Source organism: Nocardioides luti, assembly GCF_014212315.1.
Classification (GTDB): Bacteria; Actinomycetota; Actinomycetes; order Propionibacteriales; family Nocardioidaceae; genus Nocardioides; species Nocardioides luti.
Genome location: NZ_JACKXE010000001.1, coordinates 2117809 through 2133371 on the forward strand (window position 1 = coordinate 2117809; position 15563 = coordinate 2133371).

The 15563-nt window shown below is 72.9% G+C and carries 13 protein-coding genes; 3 read left to right on the top strand and 10 right to left on the bottom strand.

Going from position 1 to position 15563, the window contains the following annotated elements; translation table 11 throughout:
• Window positions 1-43: 43 nt before the first annotated feature.
• From H5V45_RS10105 to H5V45_RS10140, 8 genes are all read right to left on the bottom strand, one after another.
• Window positions 44-1351 (bottom strand): S8 family serine peptidase, encoded by a 1308-nt coding sequence (locus H5V45_RS10105; RefSeq protein WP_185252811.1) that lies wholly within the window; start codon window positions 1349-1351, stop codon window positions 44-46.
• On the bottom strand, window positions 1342-2826 hold the full coding sequence (gene eccB, locus H5V45_RS10110; protein WP_185252812.1) for a type VII secretion protein EccB: 1485 nt from the start codon (window positions 2824-2826) through the stop codon (window positions 1342-1344). Before eccB ends, H5V45_RS10105 begins: the two co-directional genes overlap by 10 nt.
• A gap of 5 nt (window positions 2827-2831) precedes the next feature.
• Window positions 2832-4184, bottom strand: coding sequence for a type VII secretion integral membrane protein EccD (gene eccD / locus H5V45_RS10115; RefSeq protein ID WP_185252813.1), 1353 nt, complete (start codon window positions 4182-4184; stop codon window positions 2832-2834).
• Between the two features lie 144 nt (window positions 4185-4328).
• Window positions 4329-5630 (bottom strand): hypothetical protein, encoded by a 1302-nt coding sequence (locus H5V45_RS22355; RefSeq protein ID WP_185252814.1) that lies wholly within the window; start codon window positions 5628-5630, stop codon window positions 4329-4331.
• A complete protein-coding gene (locus H5V45_RS10125; protein ID WP_185252815.1) occupies window positions 5627-6088 on the bottom strand; it encodes a hypothetical protein in 462 nt (153 codons plus the stop codon). The genes H5V45_RS22355 and H5V45_RS10125 overlap by 4 nt, the downstream gene beginning before the upstream one ends.
• 92 nt (window positions 6089-6180) lie before the next feature.
• Window positions 6181-6477, bottom strand: coding sequence for a WXG100 family type VII secretion target (locus H5V45_RS10130; protein ID WP_185252816.1), 297 nt, complete (start codon window positions 6475-6477; stop codon window positions 6181-6183).
• Between the two features lie 29 nt (window positions 6478-6506).
• On the bottom strand, window positions 6507-6809 hold the full coding sequence (locus H5V45_RS10135) for a WXG100 family type VII secretion target (RefSeq protein WP_185252817.1): 303 nt from the start codon (window positions 6807-6809) through the stop codon (window positions 6507-6509).
• A 152-nt stretch (window positions 6810-6961) separates the two neighbouring features.
• On the bottom strand, window positions 6962-8296 hold the full coding sequence (locus H5V45_RS10140; RefSeq protein WP_185252818.1) for a hypothetical protein: 1335 nt from the start codon (window positions 8294-8296) through the stop codon (window positions 6962-6964).
• A 159-nt stretch (window positions 8297-8455) separates the two neighbouring features.
• Here H5V45_RS10140 and H5V45_RS10145 point away from each other — a divergent pair, with 159 nt between their 5' ends.
• Both H5V45_RS10145 and eccCa read left to right on the top strand, forming a co-directional pair.
• A complete protein-coding gene (locus H5V45_RS10145; RefSeq protein WP_185252819.1) occupies window positions 8456-9052 on the top strand; it encodes a hypothetical protein in 597 nt (198 codons plus the stop codon).
• A 94-nt stretch (window positions 9053-9146) separates the two neighbouring features.
• On the top strand, window positions 9147-13127 hold the full coding sequence (eccCa, locus tag H5V45_RS10150; protein ID WP_343061498.1) for a type VII secretion protein EccCa: 3981 nt from the start codon (window positions 9147-9149) through the stop codon (window positions 13125-13127).
• A gap of 20 nt (window positions 13128-13147) precedes the next feature.
• On the opposite strand, the gene H5V45_RS10155 is transcribed toward eccCa, so the two are convergent.
• Entirely contained in the window at window positions 13148-13600 is a 453-nt protein-coding gene (locus tag H5V45_RS10155; RefSeq protein WP_185252820.1) for a nuclear transport factor 2 family protein, read from the bottom strand.
• A gap of 142 nt (window positions 13601-13742) precedes the next feature.
• Between H5V45_RS10155 and H5V45_RS10160 the strand changes: the two genes are divergently transcribed.
• On the top strand, window positions 13743-13919 hold the full coding sequence (locus H5V45_RS10160) for a hypothetical protein (protein WP_185252821.1): 177 nt from the start codon (window positions 13743-13745) through the stop codon (window positions 13917-13919).
• Window positions 13920-13947: 28 nt separating this feature from the next.
• Here H5V45_RS10160 and H5V45_RS10165 read toward each other — a convergent pair whose 3' ends face one another.
• Entirely contained in the window at window positions 13948-15552 is a 1605-nt protein-coding gene (locus H5V45_RS10165; protein WP_185252822.1) for a helicase HerA-like domain-containing protein, read from the bottom strand.
• Window positions 15553-15563 lie beyond the last annotated feature (11 nt).

Consider the following 15563-nt stretch of genomic DNA (forward strand, 5'->3'; position numbering starts at 1 on the left):
CGTGCTTCCCGGGCACCGCCGCGAGAGCGGTCCGGTCGCGCGGTCAGTCGCGGCGGCGCGCCAGCACGGGCCGCAGCAGCAGCGCCAGGACCAGCACTCCCCCGCCCAGCAGGCCCCACCAGACCGCGTCGTGGCGGGTGCCGGCGAGGACGTCCTTCTCGGCAGCGGGGGCGCTCGCCCGGATCCGCTCGGTCTGCTGCGCCGTCGTGGTCACGGCGCCGCCGCGGGTCGGGTGCAGGGGGCGGGTGAGCGCCTCGAACGGCTGGACCACGCCCTTGCCCTGCAGCGTCGTCGGCACGTCGAGGGTGCCGTCGGCGGTGCGCTCGAGGCGGGCGACCACCTGCGCCGCGGTGTCCTTCGGGAAGTGCGCGCGCAGCAGGGCGACGAGCCCGCTGACCTCGGCGGCGGAGTACGACGTGGCCGGCTCGGCCAGCCGGCAGGTGCCGCCGTTCAGCGCGACGGACACCGACATCGCGGAGGGCGCGGCGACGTCGGTCTGGGAGTTGGCCACGACGATCTGCTTGGGGTCGGGGTACTGGTCCTGGCCGGCCGTCGTCGTGCTCACCGCGAGCACGTCGGAGTAGCCCGCCGGCCAGACGAACTTCGCGGCGTCCTCCCCGGGCCCGACCTCGGTGCCGGTGTCGCTGTTGAACGCCTCCCACAGCTCGTCGGCCTCGTCGCGCGGCCGGTTGCCGGACGAGGCCACGAGCACGACGTCGGCCGCCACCACGCGGCGTACGGCGCGCTCGAGCCGACCGTCGAGGTCCGGGGTGACCGCGAGCGACACGTTCGCGACGCCGATGTCGAGGCGGCGGGCGTTGTCCGCGACCCAGTTCAGCCCGGAGATCAGCGCCGGCGTGCTGACGCCCACCTCGCCCGAGGACTGGTCCGGCTGGTCGGCGTCGAAGACCTTGACGTCGATGATCCGGGCTCCCGGTGCGATGCCCGTCGGCTTGCCGCCGGGGCGTGCGCCCGCCGCGATCAGGCCGGCGACCTCGGTGCCGTGCGGGTCGGCGGGGTCCGTGCCGAGCGGCTTGGAGGTGAAGGACATGCCGTCGACCACCGTCATCAGGTTGCTGCGCCGCGAGACGCCGGCGTCCAGCACGGCCACGCCCACCCCAGCCCCGGGCTTCTCCCCCAGGGAGTCGAGGTAGTCGTAGACCCGGTCCATGCCGAGCAGGCCCAGCGGCACGCTGTCGCTGTCGTCGGTGCCGGGTGGGTCGTCGAGGGTGAGGTCGTCACAGAGGAAGTAGTCGCCGTCGGCGGCGTACGTCGGCGCCGGCAGCGCGACCAGCCCCGACCCCGCGAGCACCGCGGCGAGAGCGAGCGCCGGCAGGGTGCTCAGCTGCACGGCTGGTCCTTCGTGGCGGCGGGCGGGCAGAGCGCGTCGTCGATGGAGAGGTTCACGCCGGGCACGAACAGCTCGACCCAGCTGTCCGGGACGACCGCCACCGGGTAGCTGCCGTAGCCCAGCCGGGAGGCGGCGTCGGCCCCGACGAGCTGGTAGCTGGTGCCCTTGGCGTCGATCACGAACGGGGAGCCCTCGTCGGCGGAGTCCCAGTCGCCCGAGAGCACGTAGGCACCCCGGCCGGGGTCGACCCGGGGCGGGTTCGGGCCCGGCGGCAGGTCGGCGGCCGAGGCCTCCTCCGTGGGATCGGTGGCCAGCTGGACCGTGGGCGCCGAGCCGGACTCGGCGGTGAGCACGGCGCACTCCTGGCCGTTGACGGGCTCCAGCGTGCCCGCGGGCCAGCGGGCGGCGGCGTACTGCGGCTCCTCGCGCGTCACCGTGGGCGGCGCGTCCTGGGCGAACTCCACGGGGCCGGGCCCGCTGCGGCTGCCGTCCGAGGACGCCGTGACGAAGCCGTCCGGCGTGCGGGTGTGGCGGTAGACCCCCAGCGGGAACGGCGCGATCACGCTCGGGCCGCTGTCGGTGAGGAGCAGGGACTGGGTGGTGCCGTCGGGCAGGGGGTAGGTGACCAGGTCACCGATCCGCGCGCCGGGCGGCACGTTGCCGCTGTTGCCGTAGGAGACGGGGTCGCCGAAGCCGGTCAGCTCGAAGCTCGTGAAGTCGAGGTCGCCGCCCGCGGGGAACAGCGCGAGCCAGTCGTCGGAGACGTGCGCGGCGCTGGCGCGGGGAGGGAGCCCGAGCTCGGCGAGCAGGTTGTCCTGGTCGCTCTGCTGGGCGTTCTTCGGCTCCTGCGGCAGCTCGTAGCGGTAGGCGCTGGCGGTCTGGCCGACGTCGGCCGTGCCGACCGCGATCACGTAGTAGGTGCCCTTGCTCTGCACCACGAAGCCGCTGCCGGTCAGGGGACGGACCACGTCGTCCTGGGTGACGTCGACGCGGATCCCGGTGCGGTCGTCGATGCAGGCGGTCCAGCCGCTGTCGATGAGCAGGGACGGCGTCGGCAGGGTGTTCGGCGCCCCGAGGATGCCGAGGTCGCCACCGATCTTCTGCTGGTCGATCGTGTCCTGGGAGACGACCTTGGGGGCGCTGTAGGAGTCCAGCATCAGCCGCGCCGAGGTGGTGTTGAGCACCGGCCGCAGGACGGGGTGCTCGCTCTCGGTGAGGATGACGTAGTTGGCGCCGGTCTCCTTGGAGACGATCAGGCCGGGCTTGTTCCAGTCGTCGGGGTCGCGCGGGGCGAAGATGCCCGCGATGGCCGCGCCGGCCACCAGCAGCACGGCGAGGGCGAGGCCGCCGACGATGGTGCGGCCGGGGCGGGTCGGCTCGACCTCGCGCCCGCCGGGGGCGCCGGAGACGAACGCGGTGACGAGACGACGACGGCTGAACGCGTAGGCCTCGACGAGGTCCTTCTTGGTGGCCATCGCGCTCAGCCCCGGATCGAGGAGAAGATGCCGACGGCCAGGACGAGCAGCGGCAGCAGGGCGAGCAGCGCGACCGACTCGGCCACGTCACCGAAGCGGCCCCGGCGCACCGAGGGAGTCGACGGCAGCAGCGTCGCGGCCAGGAGCACGGCACCGGTCACGGCGAGGGCGACGGCCGCCGTCGGCCGCCAGTCCGGGTGCATCCAGAGCATGGAGACGGCCACCGAGACCAGCCCGAGGATGCCGGAGACGAGCCCGACGAGCACCTCGGACCCGGTGCGGTACTGCCGGGTGCGCAGCATGACGACCAGCGAGGCCATCACGGCGAGCAGGGTGCCGGAGACGCCGAGGGACACGGCCAGCGGCGCGATCAGCACCAGTAGCAGGCCGACGGTCGCCGACACGGCGACCAGGATCTCGTGCGCCACGCGGGCGTCCGCACGGACGCGGTGCGGGTCGATGTCGTCGGGGTCGGCGGTGATGTCCTCGGTGCCGTAGAGCTGGTCCACGGCGGTGCCGGTCGCGCCGAGCGCGAGCCACGGGAAGACGCTGCCCGCCATCACGACGAGCACGAGCGCGATGGTCAGCACGACGGCCGGGTCGAACTCGGCGGCCCGCATGACCAGGCCGGTGGCCAGGAAGATCGCACCCACGACCACGGGCGGGATGACCAGGGTGCGCCCCTCGCCCAGGCCCACGAGCGCGACCAGGCCGGCGATGAGCGCGCCGGCGCCCGCGCTGGCGACCGGCAGGCCGTAGAGGCCACCGTCGGAGGCGAGCATCAGCCCGGCCACCGCGGCGTAGAACGAGCCCATCCAGGCGACGGCGACCGCGGCCTCGGGCTCGCGCTGGGCGCGGGACAGCACCACCGCGCCGGTCACGAGGGCGGCGGCGACGACGGAGGCGGCGACGGCCGCGAGCGTCGAGCCGCGCTGGATGAGGAGGGCCACGGCGCCCAGCGCCATCAGCAGACCCGCGGCCGAGAGGGCGGTACGCCGGCCCGAGGCCGGCTCCCAGGGCTTGAGGTCGCGCTCCACGACGTCGGTCATCGCCTCGACGACGTCGTCGTACACGCGCGGCGGCTCGTCGTCGATGCCGGCGGTGACCGTGAGCAGCCCGCCGTCCTCGACGCCCTGGATGGTCAGGCCGGCGTCGGTGGCGAGCTCACGTCCCTCGGAGGTGACGAGGTGGTAGCCCCCGAAGACGGTGGCCGCGTCGAGCAGGCCGACGCTGCGGGCGAGCTCGGGCACGAGCTCCGCGACCGGCACGGCGCCGGGCAGCACCAGGTCGACGCGTCGGGTCCCCGACGCCACCGTGACACGCACCAGACCGGATGCGCTGACGGGCGCCTGAGTCATCGTCTCTCCCCCAAGAAGTGTGGCCCAACGTGATGTGGCCCCGCCGACCGGAGCGCAGGCGTCCGGGGCCGGACCGGTGAGATGCTACCGCCCGAGACGGCTGCAGAGGCCGTCTCGGGCGGAAGCACCGGAGCAGGGTCGTGCTCAGTCGATGACGCCGGGGGCTGCGCCCTCGTCGTCGATCCAGTCGTGCTCCTCGTCGAAGAACTCGTGGCCCTTCTGCTTCGGGTCCTTCTTGCCCTTGCCGCCCTGGCCGCCGCCGGCACCCATACCGCGGCCACCGGCCTTGCCGCGCGACCCGGACTTCCCGCCGCCGGCTCCTCCACCGGCGCTGCGGGCCCCACTGCCTCCGGCCTTGCCGCCGGCCGCACCACCGGCACCGCCGGTCGTCCGGCCGAGGGTGCTGGCGCCGGCGCTGCGCGCCGTGCTGCCGAGGGTGCCGCCGGCCGAGCCCGCGGACCCGGTCGGCATCGCCACGGCACCGCCACGGACGGCACCGGAGATCCCGGTCATGCCGCCGAGCGCACCGCCACCGAGGGCGCCGGCGAGGCCGCCCGCGGTCGCGCCGCTCGGCATCCCCGACGACGGGGTCGACGTGGAGCCCCCGGTCGACCCGCCGGACCCACCGATCGGCACGCTCGGTGTGGGCGAGCTGCTCTGGGTGCTGCCCGGGGGCAGGGTCTCGGTCGTCGTGGTCGTGGGGGTCGTCTGGGTCGTCGTCGTGGTGGTGGTCGTCGTGGTCGTGTTGTTCTCGGTCGGGTGGTGGTGGACCGGGTGGACCGTGGGGTTGCGGACGATGACGCCGTTGTGGGTGCCACCCCCACCGCCACCGCCGCCACCGGTGCCGCCACCGCCGGTGCCGCCGCCACCGCCGCCGGTGTTCTGCGGGTCCTTGGTCTCGTCGGTCTTCGGCTTGTCGGGCTCGCCGTGCACCTTCGCGAGCTGCTCGGCCGACTGGGTGTACTTCCCGTCGAGCTGCTTGGACGCGGCCTCGGACTTGCGCTCGCGCGCGTCGTAGAGGGCGTCGTACTGCGCCTTGTCGCTGTCGTACTTCTGCTGGGCCTTCACGTCGGCCTCGGAGCTGGAGCCCGGGGTGCTCTGGGGCTTCGTCGGCGCCGGGCCGATCGGGTCCTCCATCGAGTCGCGGATCATCTGCGCGTGCAGGATGGCGTCGCGGGCATCGAGCATCGCGGTGCTCGCCATCGTCATCTGCTCGCTGCGGAAGCGGACCTTCTCGGCGAGCGTCGTGAACGCCTCGGACGCGGCCTTGCCGGTCTGGTCGCCGAACTGGTTGCGGATCGCGGGGGCGGCGGCGTGCAGCGCCTGGTAGACGCTCTGCAGCACCGCGGCGCCGTCCGACCAGGCGGCCTGCGCGTGCTCGACCTTGCCGTCCTGGGCCTGCGCGAGCGTGGCCCGCAGCGCGGCCTCCTTGGGTCCCATGCTCATGCGTCCGCACCTCCGTTCGTGGGCAGGTGCTCGTTGCGCGACTGGTGGTTCGCGCGGTCGCCCTGCGAGTGGCGGGGGATGTAGCTCAGGAGCTCGGTGGCCTGCTGCTTCTTCTTCAGGTCCGCCTCGCTGGTGGAGTCGGCGTCGGCCAGGAGCGTCTCGGCCTTGACGATGCCGTTGCGGAAGCGCTCGAGGTCGACCAGGACGCCTTGGAGGGTGTCGCTGATGACCTGGTGCGCCTTGGTGTGGTGGTAGCCGAGGCTGGCTGCGGCGGAGGTGTCTCCGAACGCCGCGGGCTCGACCTCCACGTCGCTGAAGCGGTTGGCGTCCATCTGCTGCTGGGCCTTCTGCAGCTTCTCCTTGACGTCGTCGATGACCGCCTGGTCGATGATCGTCTCGCCGGCGTCGAGCAGGCCGGTGATCATGTCGCTGATGTTGGTGAACACCGTTGGTGGCATGGTGTTTTTCCTACCCCGTGTGTGATGGACAGAAACGTCCGCGACGGGGCCGACGCCCAGTGGCCGTCGACCCCGTCGAGGTCATCGCTGGATCAGATGTCGAACGATGCGGCGCCGCGCTGGTCGGCGGCCTTGTACTCGGCGTTCGACTGGTAGACCGTCTTGCTGGTCTCGTCGAGCAGGTCGCGCATCTCCTGGATGGCGCCGTCCCACTTGGCCTTGGCCTGGGTGTAGGCCGTCTGCGCCGAACCCGTCCAGTCGCTGCGCAGCGGCGCGAGCTCCTGCTCGAGGCGGTTCAGGCGGTCGTCGATGTCCTTGACCGTGCGGTACATGTCCTCCGCAGCGGTGTCGAGACCGGCGTGGTTGACGCGAAGTCCGTCGAGGCTCATTTCAGTCACTCCTGTTCCTGGGTCGTCGGTCAGCCGCCGAGGCGGCCGGCCGTCCGGTTGTAGTTGGCCGACTGGGCCTCGTCGGTGTTGATGTTGTCCTTCTCGGTGGACGTGAGCGACGCCTCGAACTCGTTGAGCGCGTTCGTGATGACGTTCTGCTTCTCCGTCCACGCCTGGTGGAGCGTGAAGAAGGCGGTGCCGCCGGCGCCGGCCCACTTGCCCTTCAGGCCCGAGATCTGGCCGTCGAGCTTGCGGCTGAAGCCGTCGAAGTCCTTCTTCGCGTCGACCACCATGCCGGCGGCCTTGGTGAGTGTCTTTTCACCCTGTCCCATTTCGGGAGCGTTGTTCGACATGTCGCCATTCCTTCCCCCGTGACGGCCAAGTCCGCCGCTCGAGAAATATCGGTAGAGGTGTCACTTGTTGGTCCGTGTGGCCGGGTCGTTCACCAACCCGACACCCAGCGATCTACCCGACCGAGGAATCGCTAAACCTGGATGTGGATCGATTCCCACAAACTGCGGAAAACCCCGGAGGCGACGAGCACGGAGGCCACCGCGGCGGACCCGCAGAGGGCCTCGCCGACCTCCGCGCGGCGCGACCACCACGCCGAGCGCCACCCGCGACCGGTCGCCACGGCCACCACGACGAGCACCAGCGCGAGGCCGATGGCGACCCCCGCGAGGATGCTCGTGGTGCCCGGCTCGAGCGTGGACAGCAGCGAGACCAGCAGGGCGACGAGGCACACCAGGCCGGCGGCGCGCAGCAGCGCACGGGCCGCGGCGTGGCGGTAGGACCGGCCTGCGAACAGCAGGCCGCAGCCGCAGAAGAAGACCAGGCAGCGGGCGCCGATCCGGTCGATCGTGAGCGGGGTGGAGGCGAGGAGCAGCGGTGCGGACACAGCGCTGACCACGAGGATCGCGACGCTGTACGCCGTCACGACGCGGGTGCCCCGTGCGGCGACGGCGGCCACGGCGGTTCGCGGCACGATCGAGCGGCCACGCCGCCCGGGTGCCCGGTCGCGTGCCGACCACGCGGTGACCGCGAGCCGCTCGAGGTCGATGAGGTAGGTGTCCGGCACGTCGACGGCGAAGCTCGGGACGAAGCGCGCGGCCAGCATCGCCGCGACGAGGAGGACCGCCCACGGGACGCGGGGCGGGAAGTCGAGCAGCGCGGCGAGGCCGGTGACGAGGAAGAGGGCCGCGCCGACGGTGATCCAGACCCGCAGGGCCTCCTCGTTGCGGCGGTCGAGGGTGCGCCCGATCGCCGCGGCCACCCCGGCCACCAGGGCCGAGACGCCCACGACGGTGGGGATCCGCGCGGGGTCCGGGTCCCACGCGAGCGCGAAGGCGGCGGCACCGGCGAAGGTCGGCGCGACGAGCGCGCGGTGCGCGGCGAACCGGCCGACCGGGAGCACGCCGATGAGGGCGGAGGCGCCGAGGACGTAGACGGCCGTGTCGCGCAGCGGCTCCGAGTCGGTCCGCGCCGCGAACCACGCGGCCAGGAGGGCGACGGCCGCGGCCAGGCAGAACCACAGGACCGAGAGCGGGCCCGGCGCGGTGGTCGACTCCTGCCAGGACGGCTCGGCCCGGTCGTCGGACCCGGGACCGGGCTGCGACGTCGTCGCCACCAGCACGTCCCCGGTGCCGACGCCGGCGTCGGCGAGGGCCAGGTCGGGGCTCAGCAGGGAGCCCAGGCGCGTGTAGAGGAAGGGGATCGAGGTCAGTCCGGACTGCTCGGCGTACTCGCGGGCGACGTCCGTCGCGGCGGCACCGGCAGGGACGAGGAGGTCCAGCACGCCGACCGGTCCGTGGACGGTCACGGCGAGTCCGTCGCCGCTCCCCTTGCCTGCCGTCACGGCCACTCCCCCCGGACCCGTGGGCGCCCGCCGCCCGACGAGAGGCAGGGTAGTCGCTCCTGGGAGCCGCGCCTATCATCGCCCGGACGGCCCATCGCCTCGGCCCACCTCTCGGGGAGAACCATGCACACGACGCACCGCGCCCGCGCCGCCCTCGGCACCCTCGCCCTCGCCGGCCTGCTCCTCAGCGGCTGCGGCGGCGGTGACGGCGAGCCGACCGGCAAGGGCTCCACGTCCGCCACCGCGTCGGGCTCGCCCTCGGCGTCCGAGAGCTCGTCGACGGCCGCCACGCCGTCCGTCGAGCCGGCCAGCGGGGACGCCATCGAGTCGAGCTTCTTCTCGCTCAAGGCCCCGCAGGACTGGGAGGTGAAGTCGCTCGGCGACGACTTCCTCTACCGGGCACGGATCTCCGACGGATCCACCATCGCGGTCGGCATCACCGACACCTACGGCCAGGCCAGGTTCCAGACCCTGGACGGCGCCGCCGGGCTCACCGACAAGTCCCAGCTCACCCGGCCCAAGCCCCGTCGCGTCGACGACACCGAGCTCGGCGGCGAGCCGGCGTACCGCTTCGAGGGCAAGTCCGGCCGCTACCAGGTGGTGGTGGTCGGGGCGCCGTACCAGGGCCAGAACATCTCGATCACGTTCCAGGTGGTCGGGTCGGCCGACGCGACCGAGGAGGTCGTCGACTCGGTGCTGGCCACCTGGCAGTGGAAGTAGCCGTCCGACTGCTGGTCGCACGTCCCCGCGCCGCCTATCATCGAGCCGCCGCCTGACGGGAGGGCGACGCACGGCGGGACACCAGGGGGAATGTGTGAGTACGACGCTTCGCGGGGCACGGGTCGATGCGCCCGAGATGCCCTCCGGCAAGATCGTGCTCCAGCCGCCACCGGAGATCGAGCCCAACGAGGGCGCCGCGGGCGTGCTCATGAACGCCATCCCGATGCTGGGCAGCCTGGGCTCCATCGTCCTGGTCGCCTCGATGGGCGGCGGGTCCGGCGGTCGCGGCTACATCGCGGCCGGCATGTTCCTCTTCGCCACGCTCGGCTTCATCATCGTCCAGCTGGACCGGCAGAAGAAGCAGCGCACCCAGCAGGTGACCGGGTCGCGCACGGAGTACCTCCGCTACCTCGGCAACGTCCGCAAGGTGGCCCGCGAGGCCGCCGACCAGCAGCGCAAGGCGCTGACCTGGCACCACCCCGAGCCCTCCTCCCTCCCCGCCCTGGCCGAGGAGCGCTCGCGGCTGTGGGAGCACGCGTCGTCCGACCCGAACTTCCTGCACGTGCGGTACGGCGTGTGCGCGCAGCCGCTCTCGCTCGAGCTCGTCCCGCCGGAGAGCGCGCCGATCGACCAGGTCGACCCGGCCGCCGCCTCCGCCCTGCACCGCCTGCTCGTCGTGCACCGGCTCCAGCCCGACCTGCCGGCCTCGATCGACCTGCGGGCCTTCGACCGCGTCGAGCTGTGCGGCGACGAGGACCCGGCCCGCTCGCTGGCCCGCGCGATGATCTGCTCGGCCGCCACCTTCCACTCCCCCGAGCACCTCGCGATCGCGGTGCTCTCCTCGGAGCAGAACCTCGCCCACTGGGACTGGATGAAGTGGCTGCCCCACGCGCTGAGCCAGCGGCAGTCCGACGCGGTCGGCCCGATGCGGATGGTCTCGACCAACCTCGCCGACCTGGCCGCGCTGCTGCCGCCGGACCTGAGCGACCGGCCCCGCTTCGGCGCCGACGAGCGCCCCGCGACGCCGCACATCCTGCTGGTGATCGACGGCGGCACGCTGCCGCCCGGCAACCACGTCGTCCCCCCCGACGGCCTGCACGGCGTCACCCTCCTCGACCTCCCGGCGCGCTGGGACGAGCTCGAGGACGCCTCGCGGCTGCGGCTGCAGCTCGACGCCGAGCCGGCCCGCGACGGCCGCTACCCGCTCAGCGCGCTGCGGCTGCGCGAGGACACCGTCCGCGGTCGCGCCGACCAGTGCGACCTCGCGACGGCCGAGGCCTTCGCCCGGCGGCTGACGCCGCTGCACACCATCGCGTCCGGCGCCGCCGAGAACACCACCGGCGAGATCACCGGCCCGACCGACTTCATGGAGCTGCTCGCCCTCGGCGACGTGCGCACCTTCGAGCCCAGCGCCGCCTGGCGCCAGCGGCCCGCCCGCGACCGGCTGCGGGTGCCGATCGGGCTCGGCGAGGGCGGCCAGATGATCCACCTCGACATCAAGGAGTCCGCCCAGCAGGGCATGGGCCCGCACGGCCTGGTGATCGGCGCGACCGGCTCCGGCAAGTCGGAGTTCCTCCGCACGCTGGTCCTCGGCCTCGCGATGACGCACTCCCCCGAGCAGCTCAACATGGTGCTCGTCGACTTCAAGGGTGGTGCGACCTTCGCCGGCATGTCCGAGATGCCGCACGTCTCGGCCGTCATCACCAACCTGTCGCAGGAGCTCACGCTCGTCGACCGCATGCAGGACGCCCTGTCCGGCGAGATGGTGCGCCGCCAGGAGCTGCTGCGCGAGGCCGGCAACTTCGCCTCGATCCGCGACTACGAGAAGGCCCGCGCCGCCGGCGAGGACCTCGAGCCGATGCCGTCGCTGTTCGTCGTCGTCGACGAGTTCTCCGAGATGCTCTCGGCCAAGCCCGAGTTCATCGACCTCTTCGTCGCCATCGGCCGCCTGGGCCGCTCGCTGGGCCTGCACCTGCTGCTCGCCTCGCAGCGCCTCGAGGAGGGTCGCCTGCGCGGCCTCGAGTCGCACCTGTCCTACCGGGTCGGCCTGCGCACCTTCAGCGCCGGCGAGTCGCGCTCGGTGCTCGGCGTGCCGGACGCCTACGAGCTGCCCGCCGTGCCCGGCCTCGGCTACCTCAAGCCCGACCAGTCCACGCTGCTGCGGTTCAAGGCGGCGTACGTCTCCGGGCCGCCGTCGGGCCGCTCGCCCGTACGCCGTGACGAGGGCGGCCACCTGCGCGGGATCCTGCCGTTCACGATCTCCGAGGTGCACACGCTCGAGGTGGCCGAGCCGGAGCCCGAGCCGACCCCGACGCCCCAGCAGGGCGACCAGGAGACGCTGCTCGACATCGCGGTCGACCACATGATCGGCCACGGCCCCGAGGCCCACCAGGTCTGGCTGCCGCCGCTGGACGTCCCCGACACGCTCGACGAGCTGATGGGCGACCTCGTCGAGGACCCCGAGCTCGGTCTGGTCTCGCCGCAGTGGCGCAACCTCGGCGGGCTCGTGGTGCCGCTCGGCACGGTCGACCGGCCGCGCGAGCAGCGCCGCGACACCCTCACCGTCAACCTCAGCGGCGCCAGCGGGCACGTGGCCGTCATCGGCGGCCCGCGCAGCGGCAAGAGCACCCTGCTCCGCACGATCGTCGCGAGCATGTCGCTGACGACCACGCCCAAGGAGACGCAGTTCTTCGTCCTCGACTTCGGCGGCGGCACCTTCTCGCCGCTGGCGCGGCTGCCGCACGTCGCCGGCGTGGGGTCGCGCTCGGAGCCCGACGTCGTACGACGCATCCTCGCCGAGGTGCAGGGCATCGTGGACCGCCGCGAGGCGTACTTCCGCGCCAACGGCATCGACTCGATCGAGACCTACCGCTCCCGCCGGGCCGCCGGCCGTGCCGACGACGGCTACGGCGACGTGTTCCTCATCGTCGACGGCTGGAGCACGCTGCGCGCGGACTTCGACGACATCGAGATGGAGCTCCAGCAGCTCGCCACGCGGGGCCTGACCTTCGGCCTGCACATCGTGGCCGGCGCCGCGCGCTGGGCGGACTTCCGCGCCGCGATGCGCGACATGTTCGGCACCCGGCTCGAGCTGCGGCTCGGCGACCCGATGGACTCCGAGATCGACCGCAAGATCGCCGCACTCGTCCCGACCGGTCGCCCCGGTCGCGGTCTGGTGCACGGCAAGCTGCACTTCCTCGCCGGCCTGCCGCGCATCGACGGCGCGCCGGACGCCGACACCCTCGGCGAGGGCGTGGACGACCTGATCAAGCGGGTCTCCGCCGCCTGGCACGGCCCGGCCGGCCCCAAGCTGCGGCTGCTGCCCGAGCGGATCGACCTCGACGCCGTACGCGCCCAGGCGCAGCCGGCCGACGACGACACCAAGCTGCTCCTCGGCATCAACGAGAAGGAGCTCGCCCCGATCGCGCTCGACGTCGACGCCGAGCCGCACCTGCTCGTCTTCGGCGACGGGCAGTCCGGCAAGAGCGGGGTGCTGCGGACCTACCTGCAGGAGATCATGCGGACGCGCACGCCGGCCGAGGCGCAGATCGTGGTCGTCGACTACCGGCGCTCGCTGCTCGGCGAGGTGCCCGACGAGTACCTCCTCAACTACCTCACCAACGCCACCCAGGCGCAGCCGGCGATCCGCGACCTCGCGACGTACCTCGAGAACCGGATCCCCGGGCCCGACGTCACGCCCGACGAGCTGCGGAACCGGTCGTGGTGGTCGGGGGCAGAAGTCTTCGTCGTCGTCGACGACTACGACCTGGTCGCGACCCAGCAGAGCTCGCCGGTCCAGACGCTGCAGCCGCTGATGGCCCAGGCGCGCGACACCGGCCTGCACATCGCGATCGCGCGCCGCTCGGGTGGTGCGTCGCGTGCGCTCTACGAGCCGGTGCTGCAGTCGATGCGCGACCTGGCGATGCCGGGCCTGCTGCTGTCCGGCTCCCCGGACGAGGGCCCGCTCATCGGCAACCAGAAGCCGCAGCCGGCGCCGCCCGGCCGGGGCCGCCTGATCACCCGCGACCGGGGCATCGAGGTCGTGCAGATGGCCTGGACCGACTCCACGCTCTGACCCGCCGCCGCTGGCGCGGCTCAGTGCGTGTGGACGCCCGGGCCGTTGAGCTTGAAGCCGGGCAGGTCGTCGAGGGAGTACTGCGCCTCGAAGGTCCGCACGTAGCCGGTGTGGGAGACCCGCCAGCCGTCCGGGGTGCGGGTGTAGCGGTCCTCGTAGAACGCCGCCCCCTCGAGCATGAAGCGGAAGGCCTCCACGATGACCTTGTCGTGGAGGTACCACCGCGCCGTCGCGGTGCCGCCCCCCTCGTCGACCGTGATCTCCGGGTGGTGGACGTGGTGCATGGTGATCAGGCCGGGGCCGAGGTTCTCGCGCATGTACGCCACCAGCGCGGCCCGGTCGGGGAACTGCAGGCCGTTGTAGTCGGCGGTGGCCTCCGGGAGGAAGCACGCCTCGAAGTCGTCCCAGCGCTTGGTGTCCAGGGTGCGGAGGTAGCGGTACTTCAGCTGGCGGATCTGCTCGATGTCGTCCACCCGTGCAAGGTAGATCACATCAGCGTGGAACACGGATGTAACCCGGGGTCAACCTCCCGGCGACGTTGCTCGCGCAGGATCTCCTGTAACGATCCAAAAGATCTGAGCGACCCAGCCGAGATCCCGCACCCAGGAGCCGACCATGGACAACAAGAAGACCCCCATCGAGCGCGACGTCGAGAAGGCCCGCCTCCAGCGCGCCGCCCTCCAGACCCGCCACTCGGCCAAGCTCACCAGCCTGATGGAGAACCGCGAGGACCTGCGCGGCGTGCACGCGCTGGCCGACTTCGTCGACGACTACGTGCGCTGGTCCGCCTGACCCGGGAGCCAGGCCCGCAGGGCCCGGCTCAGCGCCGCCCGGTCTTGAACATCCCCCGCGCGATCTCGCGGGCGGCGGTGCGCATGAAGTCCTTGAAGGCGCCCGACGTCACGACGTCGTGCACGAGCTCGCCGCCGGCGCTGCCGGTCTGCTTCGGTGCCGCCTTCGGCCTGGCCGGCTGCTTCCCCGCCGCTCCCTGACCGGCCTTCGCCTCCGCGGCGCGGTCCTCCTCGGCCTTCTTGGCGGCCCCGGCCTCCAGCCGCGCGGCGAGCTGCTCGCGCGCCGAGTCCCGGTCGACGGCCACGGCGTACGTCGCGTAGCGCGGGCTCGCCTTGACGACCGCGTCCATGGCCGCCGGGTCGGCCGGGCCCATCAGCGACTCGGGCGCCCGCAGCCGGGTCCACGCCACGGGCGTCGGGGCGCCGCGCTCGTTCATCACCGTCACGACCGCCTCGCCGATGCCGAGGCCGGTCAGCACCTGGCCGAGGTCGGCGTACGCGCTGGTCGGGTAGGTGTTGACGGTGGCCTTGAGCGCCTTGGCGTCGTTCGGGGTGTGCGCGCGCAGCTGGTGCTGGACGCGCGAGCCGAGCTGGGCCAGCACCTCGTCGGGCACGTCGGTCGGGCTCTGGGTCACGAAGAAGACGCCGACGCCCTTGGAGCGGATCAGCCGCACGGTCTGGGCGATCTGGTCGAGGAACGCGTCGGAGGCGTCGTGGAAGAGCAGGTGCGCCTCGTCGAAGAAGAACACCAGCTTGGGCCGGTCGACGTCGCCCACCTCGGGCAGGTCGTGGAAGAGGTCGGCCAGCAGCCACATCAGGAAGGTCGAGAAGATCGCCGGGCGGTCCTGCAGGTTCGGCAGCTCGACGAGGCTGATCGTGCCCCGGCCGTCGGCGGCCACCTGGACCAGCTCGGAGGCCTGGAACTCGGGCTCGCCGAAGAACGCCTCGGCGCCCTGGTCCTGCAGCGTGATCAGCTCGCGCAGGATGACGCCGGCGGTCGCCGAGGACAGGCCGCCGAGCTCCTTGAGGTCGGCCTTGCCCTCGGGGCTGGTCAGGTGCGCGACCACGGCCCGCAGGTCCGCGAGGTCGAGCAGCGGCAGCCCGGCGCGGTCGGCGTAGTGGAAGACGAGCCCGAGGCTCGACTCCTGGGTCTCGTTGAGGCCGAGCACCTTGCTCAGCAGGGTCGGCCCGAACGCCGTCATCGTGACGCGCAGGGGGATGCCGGTGCCCTCGCCGCCGAGCGCGTAGTACTCCACCGGGAACCCGGTGGCCGCCCACTGCTGGCCGACGGAGGTGGCGCGCTCGGTGATCTTCTCGGACGGGGTGCCGGCCGTGCCGATCCCGGACAGGTCGCCCTTGATGTCCGCGGCGAAGACCGGGACGCCCTGCGCACTGAGCTGCTCGGCCATCAGCTGCAGGGTCTTGGTCTTGCCGGTGCCGGTGGCGCCGGCGACCAGGCCGTGGCGGTTCAGCATCGACAGCGGGATCCGGATCCGGACGTCGGTCAGGGTCGTGGCGTCCACCATCAACCCCCCGAGCTCCAGCGCGGGACCCTCGAACGCGTAGCCCGGCGCGACCTGCGCGGCGATCGGGTTGCTCTCGGGCGTCGGGGCTGCTGCGGGCGTCTCCGTCATGCGAGGCAGCG